Genomic DNA, 20,261 nt, shown 5'->3' on the forward strand with positions numbered 1-20,261 from the left:
TTAAACCGACTGTCCGGTTTGTTATTGTTTAAAAAGAAAAACTGATATTTCATCAGTTTGTTCTCATTAACGTTGCTGGATGCCTGTCAGCAGACTGTTTATTCCGATATGGTACAGACGCCTGATTTCATGCATATCTTTCTCGAAATAAAGTGTACTTAATCCACTAAGCAAACCATAAATAATATGCATCATGTCCTGCGGGTTACCCTTTTTAAACTCTCCAGCTTCAATACCTTCCGACAAAATACGCTCGTAGGTCGCATACGGAATCCGAATCAGTGCAAGCATCTCATCCATCATCTCTTGGCTAACCACCTGACCAGAGACAAATTCATTAATCGCATGATTCAGCGGATTCGCCATGTCATCCACATAATGATCAGCGAGTCCGTACAACTTCTCTGTAGCGGTCTTATATTGAGGTTCCTTCTCAAGCCACTCGTCCATCCAGTCTTCGTTGTTAAGCTTGATCAGGTACATAAATAACTCTTCTTTGCTTTTGAAATGATAATAAATGCTGCCTTTGCTTCGATTATTAATCGTACATATGTCTTCCATCGAAGTGGCTCCATACCCCTTCTGGGCAAAAAGCTCTTTGGTATTACGTACAATATCTTTTTTAATCTGAGTAACGTCTTTTCTCCGTTTGACTTCGATAACTATACCCTCCTCACAAACAAACCGACTATTCGGTCTAATATTAGCACTCACCCTAATTTCTGTCAACGGATAGAAGTAAGGCATCCCTTCTTACTCATTCAAAAGCATGAGAGGATGCCAACATGGCAGGAATGAAACCCGCCGCTTCAGAATTACAACCATTCTGGATGAGAGTTTGACTTATAACGAACGCATTATAATCCTTATGCTCCTGGAAGTATAGAAAAACAACGAGAAATGGTTGGGCGTTTATCTGATTTACTTGGGGGTAATATACTACTAACCCATACTATTTCAGGAGGGATAACGTATGCCATGGAATAAAAACGACTATCCGGTATCCATGAAAAATCTGAAGCCACGCATTCGGCATAAAGCGATCGACATTGCCAACGCTCTGCTTGATGAAGGTTATGACGAAGGACGGGCAATTGCCATCGCGACAGCCAAAGCAGAGGAGTGGGATGAGAACCACCCTGATCATAAGGCGTCAGGCTCCGATTCGTCATCTCGTACATCATCAAAAAAACCTGACAAGTCTTCTTCTTCAGACTCTTTTTCTCGGAATCGGCGCCACTCCGAACCTGTCTCCTCGTCCAAGAGCCATCACAACATCCATGTTGTACCGACCGAATCGGGCTGGGCCATTAAGCAAGAAGGCACACCCGATTACCATTCTACCTACGATACCAAAGCGGAGGCTGTGGATGCCGCTAAAGCATGGAGCACCGAACATCATATTCGAGCCATTATTCACAATCAGGACGGTCAAATTGCTCGCTCTCTTAAATCCTAATGTGCATCTATCACACTAATGTTCAAGGACATTTAATTAAAAGCATTCCTAACGCATAACAAAAAATCCCTCTTGTTGCAGAGTCTGCAGACAAAAGGGATTCCTCTCTAAATCAGAGCTTGCTTCAAACCAGTCAAAGCTTAATGAAGCTCGAATACTTTTTATGCCATATAAGCTATGGGTTATTCTGAAATGCCTGCTCAATTCGTTACGCCTTGTGCCACGGAAGTCCGTGTTGTAGCTGCATTGACCGCTTTGGCGGCAACCGATGGAATCGGTAATTTTACAGCAGATGTTGTAACCACTGTACCGCGAGCCGGAATGCCGACCACATACGTAATCATTTTGCTGGCAATCCATACAGCCAGAATTGTATATAAAGTTTCTTTTACCGGAAGAAAGAAGAGTGACAATCCCAAAACGAACGCATCACTGACAAAGAAAACCGTTCCCAGTTTCCATCCCTTCCAGCGGCTGACGAGCACAGCGAGAATATCGTCTCCACCTGTCGCTCCACCAAAGCGAAGTACAATTCCCGCACCAACCCCGGTCAATACACCGGACAGTACTGCAGGAATCCACAGGTTTCCGTTAAAATTCATCACCAGTGTGGAGTAACGCTCAAAGCCGTCGTAGAATAGGGAAAATGCACCCACACCAAGCAGTGCTTGGATCATGAATTTCCAGCCCTTGATGAACCAGGCCAGGATCATGACAGGAATGTCGAGTAGCAACATGCCGATCGCCGGCGATAAACCCGTTGCATATTTTCCGAGCAGGGCCAGACCGACAAATCCGCCCTCCGATAAATGATTCTGAAAGTTAATGTGATAATAAGCAAATGCCAAAATAAATGTACCAAGTAACATAATTGCAAACTTGATCGCTTCTGTCTTAACGTGTTGTACGGTTAACGATGTTCTCTTCATACAGGTTCCCTCGCAGTTTGTAGTTGGTTTTTTAGACCGACCGTACCCTGCAAAAGGTAAGCCTGGAAGAAATCATCGTGTACGTCCTTCGAATATTCATCCCAATCCCCTCTTTCGCAGAGTCAGCCGTTTTGTTGAACCGGTTGGTTTACTCTACAAGGGGCGCTATGTGTATGAGAGATCGTAACGTTTCCAGATTGTCCTTGGGGAGATTGTCCTTCGGGGACTCATGGTATCCTGATCCTTTCTGTGTTTTGTGGTTAGCTGTGCTTGGTTAAATTGAAAAATAAATGATGCAGAAAGTTGAACAGGTCGCTTTACACTTACCACTTCGATAGCAGTACCCTCTTTCGATCGCTGTTATCCCCGGATTTTTTTGATTCCTTTTTTCAAAAGGAAAAATCCTGTGATAAACGCGAGCGCTTCGCTTCTACAGATGGGTTCGGCATTCTTCGTTAACGTGTAAAAGGGAGATTCAACTCACAGCATTTTATTTCATTCAATTTAAACACCAAAGCTAACTTGCTTGTACTTCTATTATATAACACCAATGTGACCGGGTCTAAACAAGCAACCCAGCAAAAACACGCATAAAACAGCCTCTGGGCTGCTCCAGCCGTCATACAGGCACACCCGTATCAGCAAAGCTAACGAATGGTGCTACCTGCTCCTTTATTCTATGACCGAAGCTTTCAAATATAACAGTGCAGTCACCCAACTGTGACAATTACGGGCTTTTTTTTATTTTCTAGTCGTTAGCAAAGGAATCCTTTTCCTTATGCACATACACTATAGCGAACGGTATCGCCAATACAATTCAAACGTTTCCAGACTTACTCTGCTGTTTATGGTATAATATAACAATTGAATCCCATTACCGTTTAAGCGAGGCGGAGTGATGAAAACGTTAAAGCCGAGAGTCTTTATTGGCTGCTCGCTGGAAGCGAAGCCGATTGCAGCCGCTGTACACGAAAACTTGCGCTTTTCAGCCGAAGTCACCCCGTGGTACTCGGGGGTATTTAATCCAAGCAGTTATACCATGGACGATCTGGAAGCCGAGGTACGCACAACGGACTTTGCCATTTTTATCTTCCATCCGGATGACATATCCAAAATTCGCGGGAAGTACTACGCATCGGTTCGGGATAATACAATGCTTGAAATGGGTCTATTTATGGGCCGTCTGGGACGAAAGCGTATTTTTTTCATTCTTCCTGAAGATATTACGGACATCAAGGATGCTGCCAAAGTCGAAGGATTGCGGATGCCCACCGATCTGCTGGGATTGAATCCGCTGGTATATGAGATTCGTTCTGACGGAAAATGGGCTCCCGCCGTATCTGTAGCCTGCTCCAAGATCGCAGACAGCATTGAAGAACAAGGGCGCTGGAGTGACCCCGAAGCTGAGCGTATCATCGAGAATCATAAGCGCTCCGAAGATCAGGCAAGACTGCAATTATTCAAACTGCTACGTTTCTTTAGGGAATTGCTGCGTACACGCAAAGCAGATGCCCAGATGCTCGAACGCATGAGTGACGCACTGCGAAGTGCCTTTGTTTCACATCCGCCATTCACTGTACGCGGCACTGCGATCTATCGTACAGATGGTAATGGTTACATTGAGCAATTATGTGGTAATGTTGGAGAACCCGGCAGAAAATACGACTTGTCCGCCAATGATGACAAACCGCCGGACGATCCCAAACGCATTCTTGTTGTCGATTCATATCAAGAAAACAAAATCAAAGTAAATCTGTACGACGATTACCTTGAGAAAGAGTATCTGCTGTGCTATCCTGTAGCCAAGAGGTATGTAATTACCGTTCACATTATTGGTCATATTGAAGCGGATGAGGCGGTGTTTCAGCACATTGACTTGCAAAATCGTCAACTGTTTAACGCCATCAACGATCTGTTAGGAGGCGAACCGGAATGAGACCGGAAATGAAAAAAATAAGCAAGCGCTGGGGCAGCGAGAAGAAAGTTCGCCTTAGTTCTGCGCCTGATTCATCACGACCGGTTCCGGAACCCAAGGAAGAGGATCGTTTCCACAAACCGGCCGTACCGCTCGTTACCATCGGCCCATCACTGAAGGGCAAGGAGCGGCCTTACAAAGTCATTTTAGAAAAAGAAGCATATTACGAGAAACCTCAATATCTTGCTTAAAATTGGGTAACAACCTGCTGCAGACTTTAGTTTTAGTTGTTTATTTACTGTTGAAGATGCTTCTATTTTATTCCATTACACATCTAACATTTAGACTGCCGCTGTATCGGCAGCATTTACTCAAGGCCCCGCCCCCAAGGCAGGGCTTTTTTGATGCTCTTTTGCAAATTCCTCAATGTGTTCTTTCTTTGTTATTTCTAATTACAATATTCGCATATAAGGAACGTTAGCTCTGAATATATGTTTGACCAAGTTGATGTTGCTTCTGACCTTAGGTTTCCTGCAAAACCCATAAATTATACCTAAATTTTGGAGTCAGCTTGTCCGTTCTTAGCAAGTATTCACCCATTTGAAAACCACAAACTTCTCAATTAACATATCATAGATGTTGTAGCGCAAATCATGTGCTCTTACTTGGCAATTAGACTTCATTGAGATGAATGATGCGTTCGCCTTACTACAACTTGGGTTTCTATATAAACGATTAAGAATGGAGAACAAACTCATTTCCATTATTTCTCGGTTGTATAACGGTTATCTTTTGCATATATTGATTATAATATAGGAACACATGTTCTGTAAACATTAAATTCCAATTATAGGCTAAGGAAGTGAATTGCCATGACATCCTCTTCTACTTCCGCCCCCACCCCTTCCGATGAAGATCACCGTCTGATCAAAGGTATGGTCGTACGCACCCTTTTGCTGGATGTACTGGAACGGGATATTCGAACACTGGATACGCTGCTTCTGAAAATGCCCGAGGTCTATATTCTGTCGCTGACCCGTATTCAGAATGAGGTACTTAAGGAGATGCTCGGACTGCGCAAACAAATGAGAACCCGTGGCGTGAAAGTTCTGGAGGAAACGCGGGGCAAGGATGGAATCGAAACCGTTTATTTGTGCAGGGGATACATGCAGCGTTTCTATATGCTCTGGACATTTGCACGTAATGAGGTCAAAAAAGAGCTAAGTCGCCATCTTCAGATGGATCTGACCCAAACCTGAGTACGATTGGTTTTCGGGGTATGGAGGCGCGATTGGTTCCCAAGCCAGCAGATGAAAGAAGCAAAGCTCTGCCGAGACTCCATATTCCAGACAAGTGACTGCTGAACAGGTTGACCATTGCGTGCTCTGTCATTAAGATGGAGAAGACATATCCAACCATTCCAATATGGGAAACGGATATAACTTAAACGTCTTTTCAATCAAGGAGCTGTACTTTATGGATACAAGTTCAAATTCGCATTCACCTTCATTTTTGAAAAATAATACAAATCCACATCCGCTCGTAGCCGCGGATGTGACCGAACTGATCGCCCAGACCCCTGCGGTTCGACTAAGCAGGCTCACAGGCAGTGACTCCGCTGACGTGTTCGTCAAGCTGGAGTATTTCAACCCAAGCGGCAGCGTCAAGGATCGTGCCGCCTACAACCTGATCGCTCAGGCTGAACGAGACGGATTGTTGCAACCTGGGGCAACCATTATCGAACCGACCAGCGGCAATACCGGAATTGGCCTTGCGATGAATGCAGCGGCCAAAGGATACAAAGCGATCCTCATCATGCCGGATAACATGTCCAAGGAACGCATCAACATTTTGAAGGCATATGGTGCTGAGGTTGTACTCACCCCTGCTGCGGAGCGGATGCCTGGAGCGATTCGCAAGGCGAAGGAACTTCACGCCGATCTGCCGGGCAGCTTCATTCCCCAGCAGTTTGAGAATCAGGCGAATCCGGATATTCACCGGATCACGACGGCGCCCGAAATTATAGAGCAGATGGATGGCAGGCTAGATGCCTTCATCGCTACAGCCGGAACCGGCGGCACAATCACCGGAACGGGCGAAGAGCTGCGCAAGCAGCTTCCCGCCCTCCGCATCTATGCGGTGGAGCCGCAAGGTTCCCCGGTGCTGTCCGGCGGCGAGCCCGGACCGCACAAGCTCGTCGGTACAAGTCCGGGCTTCATCCCGGACATCTTGAATACCGACGTATGGGACGCCATCATCCAGGTGTCCGATGAGGACGCACTGGATACGATGCGGCAGCTTGCTGCCCGGGAAGGGCTGTTGCTCGGCCCTTCCTCTGGCGCTTCGGTGTGGGCCGCCCTTCGCATCGCGAAGGAACTGGGGCCGGGGCACCGGGTGCTCTGCATTGCGCCGGATACCGGGGAACGGTATCTGAGCATGGGTATTTTTTAACAAGGCCGAAGGCAACGACCCTTAACTCGACCCTCTCTACACAACAAGCTCTACGTTCATAGGACATAACAAAATCGAGAACCAAACGAATAACCGAATAGATAATCAAAATAAATAAGCCCCTGCTCCCCTCGGATCATGTATCCAAGAGAACAGGAGCTTATTTTTATTTTGCAACACAAAAGTAATCACGCAGAGCGCAGGTATCAGACATGAGGCATGCAGCGGAAACATGAAATACAAGCATAAGTTACATACATAAATGACAAGCATCAGTCACAACATGAAATCCCTCGCCCCGTGCTACATCTATACTGCGACTACATGTTCGTTTAACGCTTAGAAACGGTGGTTACCGATTAATGGGCCAAGGTTGTCCATTTCACACCTTCCGGGAGCAGCGCCGCAATGCGGTCTTTGGCTTCCTTTTGGGTATAGATCGACTCATCCAGGATCGCGGCTGAACCGGAATCACTGCTTGTTCGAATGAGACGTCCAAGCCCCTGCTTCACACGCAGTAGCATATACGGCAGATCGATCTCTTCATATGGCGCTGCCGAGGCGCTACGTTTTGCATTGAAGACAGGGTCTTGCGGTGGATACGGAAGCGACCAGATCATCACGTTGGATAACGATGGTCCTGGAACGTCCAGACCTTCCCACAGATTGACAGAGCAAAGCACACTTTCCTCATCCTGCTGGAACGCTGCAATCAGATCACTGATCTCCCGATCCCCTTCATACATAAAACGTAATCCTTCTGCTTCAGGGACATGAACGATGTCCTGCTTGAACGCACGCAGTTCCTCCATCGTACGGAACAGAATCAATGCCCGACCGCCGCTCTCCTGGAGCAAAGCCGCCGCATCACGCAAACGGTTTTCGTTCTCTGCATGGCCTGGAACAGCTTGTTCGGCAATTTTCATCTGCATTTTGTCTGCGTAATCATAAGGAGAAGCGACAGAGAACGATACAAAATCGTCAATCCCCAGACTATCCGCCACATAACGGAATGAGTTGTCTACGGACAGCGTAGCGGATGAAAAGACAATCGGAATACCGGTATTGAACACACGCTCGTTCAGAATTTCTTTTACCGTACGCGGCATGATCGACAATGTCGTCTCATCCTCACTCTCTTCCGCCCAACAGATGTAACCATCCGCCTTGCGGAACAGGGCCAAGGCCGTCTGAATCATATCGAGATGTTCTTCGACGACGCGCATCTGATACCCGTCCAGCGAGAACAATCCACTCTCGAATACCAGCTCTTCGCCGATTGCATCCAGTACATTCGTCAAACGTTCAATCTCGCGCAGCAACGGTGCTTCCACCCGAACTTCTTTCCGTTCCGATCCGGGAATAGCCACCGTATACGTATCGAGCAAACGGAACAGTCGCTCACTACTTTCAATTGCCTCATCTACTCGCTCCGCAAGGGATTCACGAATCTCGCCCTCAAGCAAACGTGTGACCAGTTCCTCGAAAATGCGGTGTTTCAGCTTGTAACTCAGAGCGTTCAATGCCGCTTCTTCCAGCAAATGGCCTTCATCAAATACAACCGAGCTGTGGTCAGGCAACAATGGCAGTTGTCCCTCACGCTTGCGCGCATCATAGGTCCATACATGCTCCATGTAGTAATCATGGGAACAGATAATGATGTCTTTGGAACGACGGTAATGATCACGCGACAGCGTCAGGCCGCAGCGTTGTCTTTTCGGACACACGAAACAATCCTGAAACGGGTCCCAGTTAATCTTGTTCCACTGGTGGTCGTTCAGATGCGGATACTGTTTGCGGTCACCATACGGATGAAACGCCTGAAGTGTTCCCGGCGTGTTCACGAATTCGGGCAGGCTTTCGTATACCTCTTCAATCACTGGCGCATCCTCATCGGCGAATCGGACGGCACTCAGCTTGTTCAGACAGACGTATTGATCTGGCGACTTGCCCAGACGTGCATCCACTTGCAAATCCAGATGTTCAGCGAGCTTCGCAATATCTCCGCCCGGCTTCACCAATTGTTCAATCAAGGACTCATCGGCACAGGCGATCACCGCCGGTTTGCCCGTATAACGTGCATAACAAACCGCGTAGAGCAGATAAACGAGTGTTTTACCTGTTCCTACGCCGGCCTCGGCCATAATCGTCTTTTTATCTCCATAGGCCCGTTCGAGCTGGTACGCCATAAAAATCTGTTCGTCCCGTACCTCGAAGCCGGACTCTGGCAAAATATCATAAAACACATCGGCCACCCACTCTCCCAGACGGGATACAAAAGGTTCAGCCGGATCATATGCAAAAGGGTAACGTTGTGTAGACAATCCTGGGTCAGCCTCCATTCTTAGACGCGGTCCTCTTTCCTTTTCCGTTCAAAAAAGGCCGCAGGGCAAAAGTTAATTATCGCATGTGATGGATCAGGAGACAAGCTTTTTTTCACTTGGTTAACGGAGAAGCTTGGATAGAGCTATGTATAGATGTTGACCACAGGGAAAATATATACAGGAATCCAACTTCAGGAAAGGTGGTAAACCGCTCTATGGATAAACATTCTTCACCATCCGGGCATTCCTCAGACCCATCCAACGAAACGTTGACGGATCGGCAGGGCCATCCCATTACCGACAATCAGAACGTACGAACCGTGGGCAGCCGTGGACCAACTACGCTGGAGAACTATCATTTTCTCGAAAAAATTACACACTTCGACCGCGAACGTATCCCGGAACGGGTCGTACATGCCCGCGGGGCTGGCGCTCATGGCGTATTTGAAGCGTATGGAACGGCTGGGAATGAACCCGTATCGAAGTACACCAGAGCACGTCTTTTTCAGGAAAAAGGCAAACAAACGCCCGTGTTCGTACGCTTCTCGACCGTCATCCATGGCGGGCATTCCCCGGAGACGGTGCGGGACCCACGTGGATTTGCCGTTAAATTCTATACCGAAGACGGCAACTGGGATCTCGTCGGCAACAATCTGAAAATCTTTTTCATCCGCGACCCGCTCAAATTCCCGGATATGGTGCATGCCTTCAAACCCGACCCACTGACTAACGCACAGGATATGGAGCGGTTTTTCGATTTTGTCTCCCTCAGTCCCGAAGCGACACATATGGTGACCTTTCTCTTCTCACCGTGGGGCATTCCGGCGAATTATCGGCAAATGCAGGGGTCAGGCGTAAATACATACAAATGGGTGAACCAGGACGGCAAAGGTGTGCTCATCAAATACCACTGGGAGCCGTTGAAACAAGGCATTCGCAACCTGCTGCAGAAGGACGCTAGTGAAATTCAAGGCCAGAACTTCAACCACGCCACACTGGATCTGTATCATGCCATTGAACAGGGTGACTATCCCGAATGGGAGCTGTCCGTTCAGATCATGGAGGATGGTGAGCATCCGGAGCTGGACTTTGACCCGCTGGACCCGACCAAGCTGTGGCCGCAGGATCAGTTTCCGTTTCTGCCTGTAGGCAAAATGACGCTGAATCGCAATCCCGAGGATTATTTTAATGAAGTGGAACAAGCTGCATTCGGGACAGGTGTGCTGGTGGATGGGCTTGATTTCTCGGATGACAAGCTGCTGCAAGGACGTACCTTCTCCTACTCGGATACCCAGCGTCACCGCGTGGGTGCGAACTATCTGCAACTACCCGTGAATGCTCCGAAGAACCGGGTAGCCACCAATCAAAGCGGCGGGCAAATGCAGTATAAAGTGGACCGGGCACCGGGTCAAAATCCACATGTGAATTACGAGCCTTCTTCGCTCGGGGGATTAACGGAAGCTCAGCCGCGCGGCAAGGAGCATGAACCGCTGGTGGAAGGCCATCTGGTGCGGGAGAAAATTGAGCGTACGAATGATTTTGGGCAAGCCGGGAATACGTACCGGGCGTTCGAGGATTGGGAGCGGGATGAGTTAATCAGCAACATGGTCGGCGCATTGGCTCAATGTAAACCGGATATCCGGGAGCGCATGATTTCTTATTTTACCCAGGCGGATGCGGATTACGGGCGACGTGTGGCAGAGGGACTGGCTGCTGTATCCACAGACGATAGTGAAACAGTGCAGCCGAAGTATGATTCGAGCGTTGAGCAGGCTGCAAAACGTAGTCGCCAGACGGATGGATATTAATAGGCGCTAGATGAGCTGGACGAGTATTGTCCATAATTAGATGAGTATTATTGCATAAAAAGTTAGATGAATTATCGCCCCGTGAGTCTGGGTGCCAGTGTTGGCAGCCGCTTATGGGGCTTTTTGTTTGGTGGCAAGCTGATGATTTGGAGAAAAATGAAGTTCAAAGCGGTGGATTAGAGATAAGTCTCATGTGATCAGCTCAGGAAAAACAGGCATATTCACGTTCATTTCGGACGATGGTTCGTTAAAAAAAGGCGATCAGCCAATGATCGGATTACATTTCCATTGGTGATTGGATGGGATTCGGAGCGCTTATGCCTGTCCTGCCAGTCTTGAACGCAACCTGATCAAATGATTATTGATGATAACGTTTACAACATTTACCATGAAGCTGTGTCCGGGTGATACCTTTTAGCTAGCCGAACGGTAGGACGAAGCACATGATGTACCATATCGTGCTTTCATTGAAGGTACTCTCTGTTCTGTTCTGCTTTGTTCTGCTCTATTCTGCTTTGTTCAGTTCATACTCGGTTTCCGCCAGCTCGATATTTTATTCCAATTAACCAAGGAGGCTTGCATCATGAAATTATTCCCTTCCACATCCACTCATGCATCTGCGCGATCCCAGCGTTCCCTGAAATCCAAAATGACCAACATCTGTCTTAGTGCCGCATTCCCTCTATTACTATTAAGTGGTGGTTCGGTCGGTGCCGCAGAAATGTTGGAAGGCGGGTTACCTAATACCTCAGCGTCAGAGTCAGTGGTGAACAGTTCCAATCTTACGCTGGCTTCGGGTGATTTGTACGTGTCCCCTAACGGATCTGCCAGCAATCCGGGAACGATCAATAGTCCAACGTCACTCGCTAACGCTCTGACCCAGATCGCCCCAGGCAAAACAATCTATCTGCGCGGCGGAACCTACAGCTTCTCACAAACAATTACCATTGAACGCGGCAACAGCGGTACCTCTTCACAACGTAAAAATCTGGTCGCCTACGGATCAGAAAAGCCTGTCTTTGATTTCTCGGCTCAAGCCTTCGCTTCTACGAATCGAGGATTGCAAATGTTCGGAGATTACTGGTTCGTAAAAGGACTTGAGGTCAAAGGTGCTGGAGATAACGGTATCTTCATTGGTGGCAGCTACAACCGTCTGGAGCAGATCGAAGCTCACCATAACCGGGATACGGGGATTCAGATGGGACGTTATGCTTCTACCGCCGCCAAGAGTGAATGGCCTTCATATAACGAAGTCATTCGTTCCTACTCCCACAACAACTACGACCCGGATGACGGCGAGGATGCAGACGGATTTGCCGCCAAGCTGACGGTCGGTCCAGGGAACGTCTTTGACGGCTGTATTGCCGCCTATAACGTGGACGATGGCTGGGATCTATATAGCAAAACAGACACAGGCGCCATCGGTGCAGTGACGATCCGCAACAGTATCGCATACGGTAACGGCGCCACCGCTGATGGAACCTCCACTTCCAACAGTGATGGCAACGGCTTTAAGCTTGGTGGTGAGAAAATTGCCGTGAATCACATTGTAGAGAACAACATTGCGTTTAATAACAAAAAGCATGGCTTTACCTATAACAGCAATCCGGGTTCGATACAGATGACTAACAACACCTCCTGGAACAACGGACAAAGCAACTTTGCCTTTGACAAAGGTACACATATCTTCACCAACAACCTGTCCTTCCAAGGTGGCGCCAGCGACAAAACCAGCGGAACCGATGTCAGCAGCACCAACGTCTGGTGGAAAAACAAAAAAAGCGTTAACGACAAAGGCCTGCTCGCCAGCGCAGCCGACTTTGTCTCCCTCGTACCTTCGGTAACCCGTGCCGCAGACGGCACCCCTGTATTGGGTAACTTCCTGAAGCTTGCAGGTGGCAGTGATTTGATTGGGTCGGGAACGCCAGCGGGTAAGAATATTGGAGCGTGGTAGGTGTGGGTTGGTAAGATAAAAGAATAATTTACAAAGCAAAGTCCCCTCCCCATGCCAGCCTGATCGGTGGTAATGGAGAAGGGGATTTTTGAATTGCTGTGTATTGTCTACTGGATCGTAAGGTAAATAGTAGTCACGTCTTGGCTAAAACCTCAATCATCAGTCTGCCGCCTGTACGAAAATCTTGCTCAAACGCCGCTTCCACGTACATGGATGTGGACTGTCGGATCAAAGTCGATCAATTGCTCCAAGATATCGTATTCTGTATCTGGGAGCCTTGTTTTGTAGTTTTGCATGATGTCTGATATTTGGCTGTTAATTTCGTAATACTCGGCCTGTTCAGGATGAATCGACTCGTCCAATCTTAGGTTCCCGTGAAACAAATCTTCGATCAGGTTTGACATTTTATCCCCACCTAGTCTTTTTACCAACTATTCTCATTATACTTTAGCGGATTTTACGCTAAAAATCAATAGCGGATAGCGCGCTAAGATATGATATTAGTGAGGTGATGATCATGTATGCTCGTATACGCAATTTGCGTGAAGACAAAGACTTATCCCAAACACAAATGGCCGCCTATCTCGGCTGTAGTCAACGTGTCTATAGCAACTATGAACGTGGTGAATTAGACATTCCTACGGCTATATTGATAAAGCTGGCTGACTATCATCAGACCAGCACAGATTATCTTTTGAATAGGACAGATATAAGAAGACCATATTCTTAAACTGATTCTGCTTGATTCTATAAATCCATCATAATTAGCGAGGTATATTAATGAATGATGAGCATAGTAAACTAATTGAACAACAAGGTATCGGCATTATTACTTGGAGAACTGCAAATTATGGATTTCTGATGCGGAATATACTGCAACATGATAAAGGGATTGATGCCGATTTAGAACTAACAAGATCAATAGGAAACTTTCCACCAATTATTTCTATACAGATTAAGGCACGAACTAGATTTTATATAAACAAGAATAAAGAGCTATGTATAAATGTAACTCAACAAAACTTAGAGTACTGGAGAAAATATGGGCGTCCAGTAATTTTAATGGTTGTATGCATCACTCCAGATGATGAACCAAGCATTTGCTGGAAAAGAGTCGATAATGAGACTGATACAACAATTAGAGTTAATACTCTAAATCTATTTTCGAAAGACTCTATAGAAGAATTCACTAGAATTATCGAAGCTTATTATGTTAATTTTTCAATGGCTATAAAGGTGAATACCGTAAGTAAATTATTAAGTGATGTTCCATCAACCCTTGGTTCTATCCTAAATAATATCGAGAACCAATTAATCGAAGCTCAAAATCTTATTAAAAAGCACAAACTTAATCAAGCAAGGCTCATTTATCGCCAAATTGCACCAGTGTGTAACAGTTCTTGTTTAGTTTGGTATAACTACGGGTTACTTTCTATCAAAGATGAAAAAATTACTGAAATCATGCAACATATGTTGGATAATTTCCCTACACGATTCGAGACTTATGATCTTTTAGGTAATTACTTTGAGGCACATGGAAACTTCAAACAAGCAAAAGAACAGTATGAAAAGGCATTACAGATATCTCCACATTCTGCCACAGTACTTAATAGCCTTGGACTTATGTATTATCATCAAGGTCACTACGAAGATGCAATCGATATGTTCGTTGAATCGATTGCATCTAATGATAATGACCAATTAGAGAATTCATATTTTAATATTGCCTTATGCCTAACAGCAAAAAAGGAATATGAAATGACTTTAATATGCTATGACATATGTATTGGTCTTAATCCTTATATTTATGACGCTTACAACAATAAAGGTTTATTACTTAAGGATTGTTGGCATATTTGGGGAGCACTAGAATGTTTTGATAAAGCAATTAAACTTAACTTAAGCCATCCGTATGCTCTATTTAATTCAGCTTTTTTGTTAAAAGACTTGGGATATGATGAGAGAGCACTACAACGCTTCCATCAAATTATTGAATCTAACCCAGATTTTACTCATGCCTTTTACAATATTGCATTAATTTATTGTCGAATGAATAATTTTCACAAAGCTGCATTTTATTTCGGTAAAGCAATCCCCCTTCTGAGTACGATGAAAGATTTAAATGGGTTAATAGCAATTAATGATGTTGGCTATGAGGTTTTTTATTTTATAATTATAGAAGTAAACGCTTCTGATGTGAGAATAATATCCTGTGAAGCGAAGATGAACTTATCATTATTTGAAAGTTTCCCTTTTTATCGTGATTACATGAGATACGTTCAACTTAAAAAAGTATATGATCCAATAACATGAGTCTGTAAAATATATTCTGTAAACTCTCAAACCCATTGAAGAAAGAGAACAATTCGGAAAAAAATATGTGGCTTTGGAAACACAATAATTTCGGGAGTTTATTAAGGCTTTACACGAAACTTAGTGTTTGAAGTCAAAAATTATGTATGTATTAACCGGCTCACTCTAGAATTTAGTGGTTGACTGTTCCAGATCAATTTATGAAGACTCCAGAGATGCATTTGACAATCATTTGAAAGGCGATTAATGAACAGAACTTAGTCAACCACTAATTACTGATACAAAAACATTTGTATATTCCGCAATATGGATGTGTGACCAATCCCAACTTGATAGAATGACAGATGCATAGGTCTGTCAATAATTTAGTTTAAAATCTTTTAATTACAGCTTCCCCCGATGTAAAAGTCACGAATTTAGTGCGTCTACCATTCCTTAAAGCTCGAAAGAGCTAAACCGGTGTTTAACCTTCCCTTGTATAGAAAATTTATAAAATCTTTTAGGATGTTTCCCGTCTATCAAACCCTCTCCAGTCTTTCCTACCCACCTAATAGTGCGAAGAGCTTCTAATTATTCTATAACCCATTTATCTAACAACCTTTGAGTTTCTATTTTTTCTATTATCGGTTCCAAATTAGACACTATTGTTTGCACATCAAGTTGTATAAGATGTTTTCCATTATTTTCATTTAAAGCTTCTATAATACAACCAAATAAAATTTGTATTGAACGATTGCTTGTTTTATCGTCTATGTGTTCAATATTTTCAATGTACCGAATTAAATTTTCACGATCTTTTAAATTCAAGTTTCCAACTCCAGCTGCAATATACTCATAACTATACTCTTTTAAGGGAATTCTTTTCAAACAAATAATTATTGAATCAAATATTTGCTTTATCTCTGAGCTCATTAAATAAAACATGTTATTATTTGCAAGATAAGATTGTAGCTCGTTTAATTTCCTTTTTAGATGAATTTCTTCAGTTATGTTATAATCATTCGAATTTATAATTGAGGGATAAAATATTTCCTCTCTGTTTAACGATCTTTTATATTCTTCAAACGAAAGCTTTTTTAAGTTCAATCTTCTTCTTTTGACATATTTATAATTATAATATGCTATTGCATATGGAATAAATTCGTTTGCTAACCATTCAAAAACCGTCGTTGCATCCCAGTAACCATTACGATGTATTAGATCAGTTGTTATGTCAGCATATCCAATTTCCCATACAATCCACAAGTTATCATTAGTTTGATTATAATGAAATAAAATGTCTTCGTATTTTTCAGCAACAAGACGAAAATGCCAGCCGATATTTTTTTCAAGAGTTTGATTAGGAGCTTTCACCTGTATAAACATGCTGTTTTTGTCAAATACATTCCATTCCGTATTGCCATCTAAATAATCGAACTCCTGACTAAATTTTAATAAGGTATTCCAAACATTTCGATTGACTTTCATTAAGCGGAAACCGTTTGACCACTGCTTAGCTTTCCCAAAGTTCTGAATACCAAGTAACTTTTCTACCCTTTGTATGGCACTGATATATTCAGCGGTAAAGTCATCAATTAGGTCACAAAGTTGTTGAACCTCATTAACTGGTAAGAAGAAACGATTATTAGGAAATTGTATGCATACTAGCCCATCTTGAGTACCAATAATAAATTTCCTCATACCTGCAGAAATATCTGTGTTGTGACCTTGAAATAATATTTTTATCATCTGAGTTTGGCTAAATGTAATCATACAATCTCGAATTTTCAAGCTCTTAAATGTTATCAAGCATGATCCATCCCGATTTTTAAGTGTTGGCATAAAAGAATAGATGTGAATAGTGGGAGTAGCATTCTTGTATGTATAGGAGTCTTCTCCATATTTACTAACTTGTTTTCCTCCATCAAAATGACCATCTTCCTCAGTAATTAAATCAAAAATTTGTCTAGCGTATTGTTCACGATCATTGTGCTCATTGGCATGTGCAAGTAACTCTAATAAAGCCTTCTCTTCACTTTTTTTCTTATTAAATTTTTCTATCTCCTTTAAAATTTCAGGAATCTTACTTTCGGCTCTCTTTAGAAAAGACCAAGCCATCGCAGCTGGTAGTAAATCGTCTCTTTTTACTCTCGTGTTGAACAGACGCTCCGATGGAACTAAATTTTCAAGGCTGTTAACTTCAAATGGCTCTTTATAATCTAATTCTATTAGGTATTGTTCCAACAACTCGGGATACTTTTTATATTTCTCAGGAATGATGTGATCTAGTGTATAAAAATCCTCATCTATTGGTCTATCATAATGATAGAAACATTTCCCGCCATAAACTTTATAAATTGCATATCGTACTGCTGGATCCTCTGGCTTAACCTTGTGCATATTTGTAGCATCCCCTTATAATATATAAACTTCATACTTTTACTATAGTGCCTCCAGAAATAGCTACTAAGCATCACGTTAAGATCAATAAGCAAGGCACTAGTACAAAAGATTTTTTGAACATAGTCCATTAATGGATGGCTTCTTCAAACAATCCAAAACGGAAGGCTTGATCCTTATAATATCGCAAATATGGACTAGGCACAAAGACGAATTGAAGCCTATTTACTGTTGTACAACTTGTAATTGATAACACGAAGATAAATAAAGTTTTTTCCGTAGTAGAAATATCCCCATCCTTTGCTGAAGCACGATTTGTAAATCCAGGTTGCCAACCTTATCAACAAAGAGAAAAAGAGACACCAAGTGTCAATTATCCCTGGTCTCGTGCCGTTCGTATTCCATCGTAAAAATACATCTGAATACAAAAGTTAACTACTATATCGGGTATATGGAGTTTAAAAAGCTGCTAATTGCAAAAAAACTGACTGTAGCTTCAACAAGTTTACTAGTTTTTCTAAATGTCCTTTGCAAAGGGGACACTTTACAGTCTAGTTGTTTTCCTTTTATTTCCAATATCAAATGTTTCGAAAGTTCTTAGCATTCTATGCATATCGGTTAGACTCTTTTAAAAGCTTATTATTATGAATTTCTCTTGCAGATATTTTCCTATTTGTTTTTAAGTCGATCCTGTTCATACTTAAATCCGGAATTTTTTACTTTATTTATGCCTTCAAAAATACACCCTCCTTACATCGTATTATACTATTTATACTTAATTGCTTTATAATAATATAAAGATTCTCTATAAAGTTTTCCATTGGGAATTTTAAATATTTTCCACTATTAAGGATCAAGTCATATTTAAAATGTTTCAAATTGGCATTTTTTTTAAGTAAATAGAAGTTAGCACTGCCAATTTCCATGATATAAGTTCTACCTAATCAACTTATTGACTCTCTATTTCACAAACCTCAGTACATTTTTCGTTTATCCAGTCTAATGCTAATTTCGCATCTTTTTTCAAGATAACATCTCGCTGGCTTTTATATTTAAAGTTCTCTTTTGCCCATAACAATAGGATCTTTACATATTACATGTACTGTCCTCTTCATCTTCTTCAGCAAAGATATCTTCAAAAGTTGTAAAAGACTTGTCTGATCTTATTAAATTGACATTCCCTCCACCTTGGTATAACGTTATTTTCCCTTTCAGTAATTCAATTAGATTTCCGATTTCATCCTGGATCGTGGCGAAATCTCCAAATATATCCGATCCCAGAGAATTAGTAATCAGATAACCATTTTTTAAAGATGAATCTAAACTAAATCTATGTTAACCTCGTTGAAATCTTCTCTATATTCAATGATATACTTATATTTAATCATGATTATATATCCAATCACTTGATATGACAGATAGTTGATATGATTTTCGGCCTTAATTAGAGGCCAGGTGGCTAGCCTATAACATGACTTCCCGTTGGCAAATGCCCATTTAAGTTCTGTCAATATTAGTAGTTGTGGTATTCTGCAATAAAGTTGTGTCCAAGTCATTTCTTAAAATACGCAGAAGAACCGAGGTAACAAAAAACAGATCAAACATAGTGGTATCTAACCCTAACCATAATCGACCTGCTGTTATTCGTTGTATGATTGACTCATTACTTATTGAGTACTCCCAATAAATTTCCATAAAGATATTAAACAATCTTCACATACCTTATACAATGGCTTTGAAGGGAGCATGACCTGTTTCAGCATTTCTTAATAAAGTCGGTTTTCTAAAACGCAAACTGGTTTCCAGCTTGAAGATAGCGGTATCCCCTTCAATTTCTATAAAAGATACATTAATCCATATAGGAGCTTTCGGAAAAAGCCCTCCTAAAACCCCAACTACATCTTCTAAAAATAGTTTTTTACCACCAATATTCTCTTTAGACAACACAAGACGTTTCATCATTTCATCGCCACCATCTAACATTTTCCCCTGTTCCTCGACAGGCTCTATGATAAACTTAATAATATCGCTCGAAATGTTTTTAGCCTTTTTTATCTTATCAACCGCTTTAGATAAATTAGTCGAAAAAATTTCCTCATTCATTTGAGTAGTCAAAATATCTCCTCCTACTATTTCAGTTTAGCTGAATATACTTTCTTTAATTTCCCTATATCAACATAACCACTTCTCGTTACTTCCAGTTGAAATATCTCTAACCAAGCGTTTTCTGTCTTTATTCCAGCACTATTGAATATTTGCTCATATTTTTTAGCTTGCTCAGTTGTTGGTGTATAGTGTCCTGATTCATTTGTTATTCTTCTAACATTTCCGTTTGCATCGACTTTTAGTTTTCCAGCAGCTTGAACATCAGCTCCATTTGCTAAATGAGAATGTCCTCTCCCAACATTTAAATTACCATCTACATCTATGATAAAGTCAACCTCTCTAATTCCATCTCGAATCTTAACTTGACCATTCTTCAAAACATAGTCAAAACTCTTCCCTTGCTGAATCTCATTTGGATATCTGTTTTCAATGATTTGGGTAGGTCTAATATCACCGTTTCCCTTAATATTACTACCTTTCCTCGTTTCACCCGTTTCCAAATTCTTTTTAATCTTCGCCACTGCCGGATCAGAAGCAGGCAAATGGAATGGTCCTTTGCGACCCGGTATACTTCCGCGAACCATCTGAAAAGCCATAACGATCTGGCTGAACTTCAGGGAAGT

15 protein-coding genes and 1 pseudogene are annotated in these 20,261 nt (G+C 42.7%); 9 read left to right on the top strand and 7 right to left on the bottom strand.

The features are described 5' to 3' along the window. Positions 1-66: 66 nt before the first annotated feature. Positions 67-747, bottom strand: a complete 681-nt coding sequence (locus tag M3629_RS25225; protein ID WP_251511224.1) for a TetR/AcrR family transcriptional regulator — start codon at positions 745-747, stop codon at positions 67-69. Positions 748-973: 226 nt separating this feature from the next. Here M3629_RS25225 and M3629_RS25230 point away from each other — a divergent pair, with 226 nt between their 5' ends. Continuing rightward, entirely contained in the window at positions 974-1,459 is a 486-nt protein-coding gene (locus tag M3629_RS25230) for a DUF2188 domain-containing protein (RefSeq protein WP_251511226.1), read from the top strand. A 200-nt stretch (positions 1,460-1,659) separates the two neighbouring features. On the opposite strand, the gene M3629_RS25235 is transcribed toward M3629_RS25230, so the two are convergent. Then, positions 1,660-2,388 (bottom strand): YitT family protein, encoded by a 729-nt coding sequence (locus tag M3629_RS25235; protein ID WP_154888393.1) that lies wholly within the window; start codon positions 2,386-2,388, stop codon positions 1,660-1,662. An 898-nt stretch (positions 2,389-3,286) separates the two neighbouring features. On the opposite strand from M3629_RS25235, the gene M3629_RS25240 reads away from it, so the two are divergent. The 4 genes from M3629_RS25240 (at position 3,287) to cysK (ending at position 6,754) form a co-directional block, all read left to right on the top strand. After that, a complete protein-coding gene (locus tag M3629_RS25240; protein ID WP_090922612.1) occupies positions 3,287-4,324 on the top strand; it encodes a nucleotide-binding protein in 1,038 nt (345 codons plus the stop codon). After that, entirely contained in the window at positions 4,321-4,554 is a 234-nt protein-coding gene (locus M3629_RS25245) for a hypothetical protein (protein ID WP_090922613.1), read from the top strand. The genes M3629_RS25240 and M3629_RS25245 overlap by 4 nt, the downstream gene beginning before the upstream one ends. 621 nt (positions 4,555-5,175) lie before the next feature. After that, complete coding sequence (locus M3629_RS25250) at positions 5,176-5,562, top strand: hypothetical protein (RefSeq protein WP_145331861.1); 387 nt, start codon at positions 5,176-5,178, stop codon at positions 5,560-5,562. Between the two features lie 217 nt (positions 5,563-5,779). Beyond that, positions 5,780-6,754, top strand: a complete 975-nt coding sequence (gene cysK, locus M3629_RS25255; protein ID WP_251511228.1) for a cysteine synthase A — start codon at positions 5,780-5,782, stop codon at positions 6,752-6,754. Positions 6,755-7,113: 359 nt separating this feature from the next. On the opposite strand, the gene M3629_RS25260 is transcribed toward cysK, so the two are convergent. After that, a complete protein-coding gene (locus tag M3629_RS25260; RefSeq protein WP_251511230.1) occupies positions 7,114-9,096 on the bottom strand; it encodes an ATP-dependent DNA helicase in 1,983 nt (660 codons plus the stop codon). Positions 9,097-9,293: 197 nt separating this feature from the next. Here M3629_RS25260 and M3629_RS25265 point away from each other — a divergent pair, with 197 nt between their 5' ends. Next, positions 9,294-10,886 (top strand): catalase, encoded by a 1,593-nt coding sequence (locus M3629_RS25265; protein ID WP_251511232.1) that lies wholly within the window; start codon positions 9,294-9,296, stop codon positions 10,884-10,886. Between the two features lie 721 nt (positions 10,887-11,607). Next, a complete protein-coding gene (locus M3629_RS25270) occupies positions 11,608-12,840 on the top strand; it encodes a right-handed parallel beta-helix repeat-containing protein (protein ID WP_251511288.1) in 1,233 nt (410 codons plus the stop codon). Between the two features lie 188 nt (positions 12,841-13,028). On the opposite strand, the gene M3629_RS25275 is transcribed toward M3629_RS25270, so the two are convergent. Beyond that, on the bottom strand, positions 13,029-13,244 hold the full coding sequence (locus M3629_RS25275) for a DUF6809 family protein (RefSeq protein ID WP_251511234.1): 216 nt from the start codon (positions 13,242-13,244) through the stop codon (positions 13,029-13,031). Between the two features lie 113 nt (positions 13,245-13,357). On the opposite strand from M3629_RS25275, the gene M3629_RS25280 reads away from it, so the two are divergent. Together M3629_RS25280 and M3629_RS25285 are read left to right on the top strand one after the other, a co-directional pair. Beyond that, positions 13,358-13,570, top strand: a complete 213-nt coding sequence (locus tag M3629_RS25280; protein ID WP_251511236.1) for a helix-turn-helix domain-containing protein — start codon at positions 13,358-13,360, stop codon at positions 13,568-13,570. A 50-nt stretch (positions 13,571-13,620) separates the two neighbouring features. Beyond that, a complete protein-coding gene (locus M3629_RS25285; protein ID WP_251511244.1) occupies positions 13,621-15,153 on the top strand; it encodes a tetratricopeptide repeat protein in 1,533 nt (510 codons plus the stop codon). A gap of 570 nt (positions 15,154-15,723) precedes the next feature. Here the strand turns inward: M3629_RS25285 and M3629_RS25290 are convergent. From M3629_RS25290 to M3629_RS25300, 3 genes and pseudogenes are all read right to left on the bottom strand, one after another. Further along, positions 15,724-17,532: a hypothetical protein gene (locus tag M3629_RS25290; protein ID WP_251511246.1), complete on the bottom strand. Its 1,809-nt coding sequence runs from the start codon at positions 17,530-17,532 to the stop codon at positions 15,724-15,726. Positions 17,533-19,254: 1,722 nt separating this feature from the next. After that, a complete protein-coding gene (locus M3629_RS25295; protein ID WP_251511290.1) occupies positions 19,255-19,635 on the bottom strand; it encodes a hypothetical protein in 381 nt (126 codons plus the stop codon). 26 nt (positions 19,636-19,661) lie between these two features. Next, positions 19,662-20,075, bottom strand: a pseudogene (locus M3629_RS25300) (hypothetical protein); the annotation flags it as partial. Positions 20,076-20,261: the final 186 nt, after the last annotated feature.

Source organism: Paenibacillus polysaccharolyticus (assembly GCF_023714295.1).
Classification (GTDB): Bacteria; Bacillota; Bacilli; order Paenibacillales; family Paenibacillaceae; genus Paenibacillus; species Paenibacillus polysaccharolyticus_A.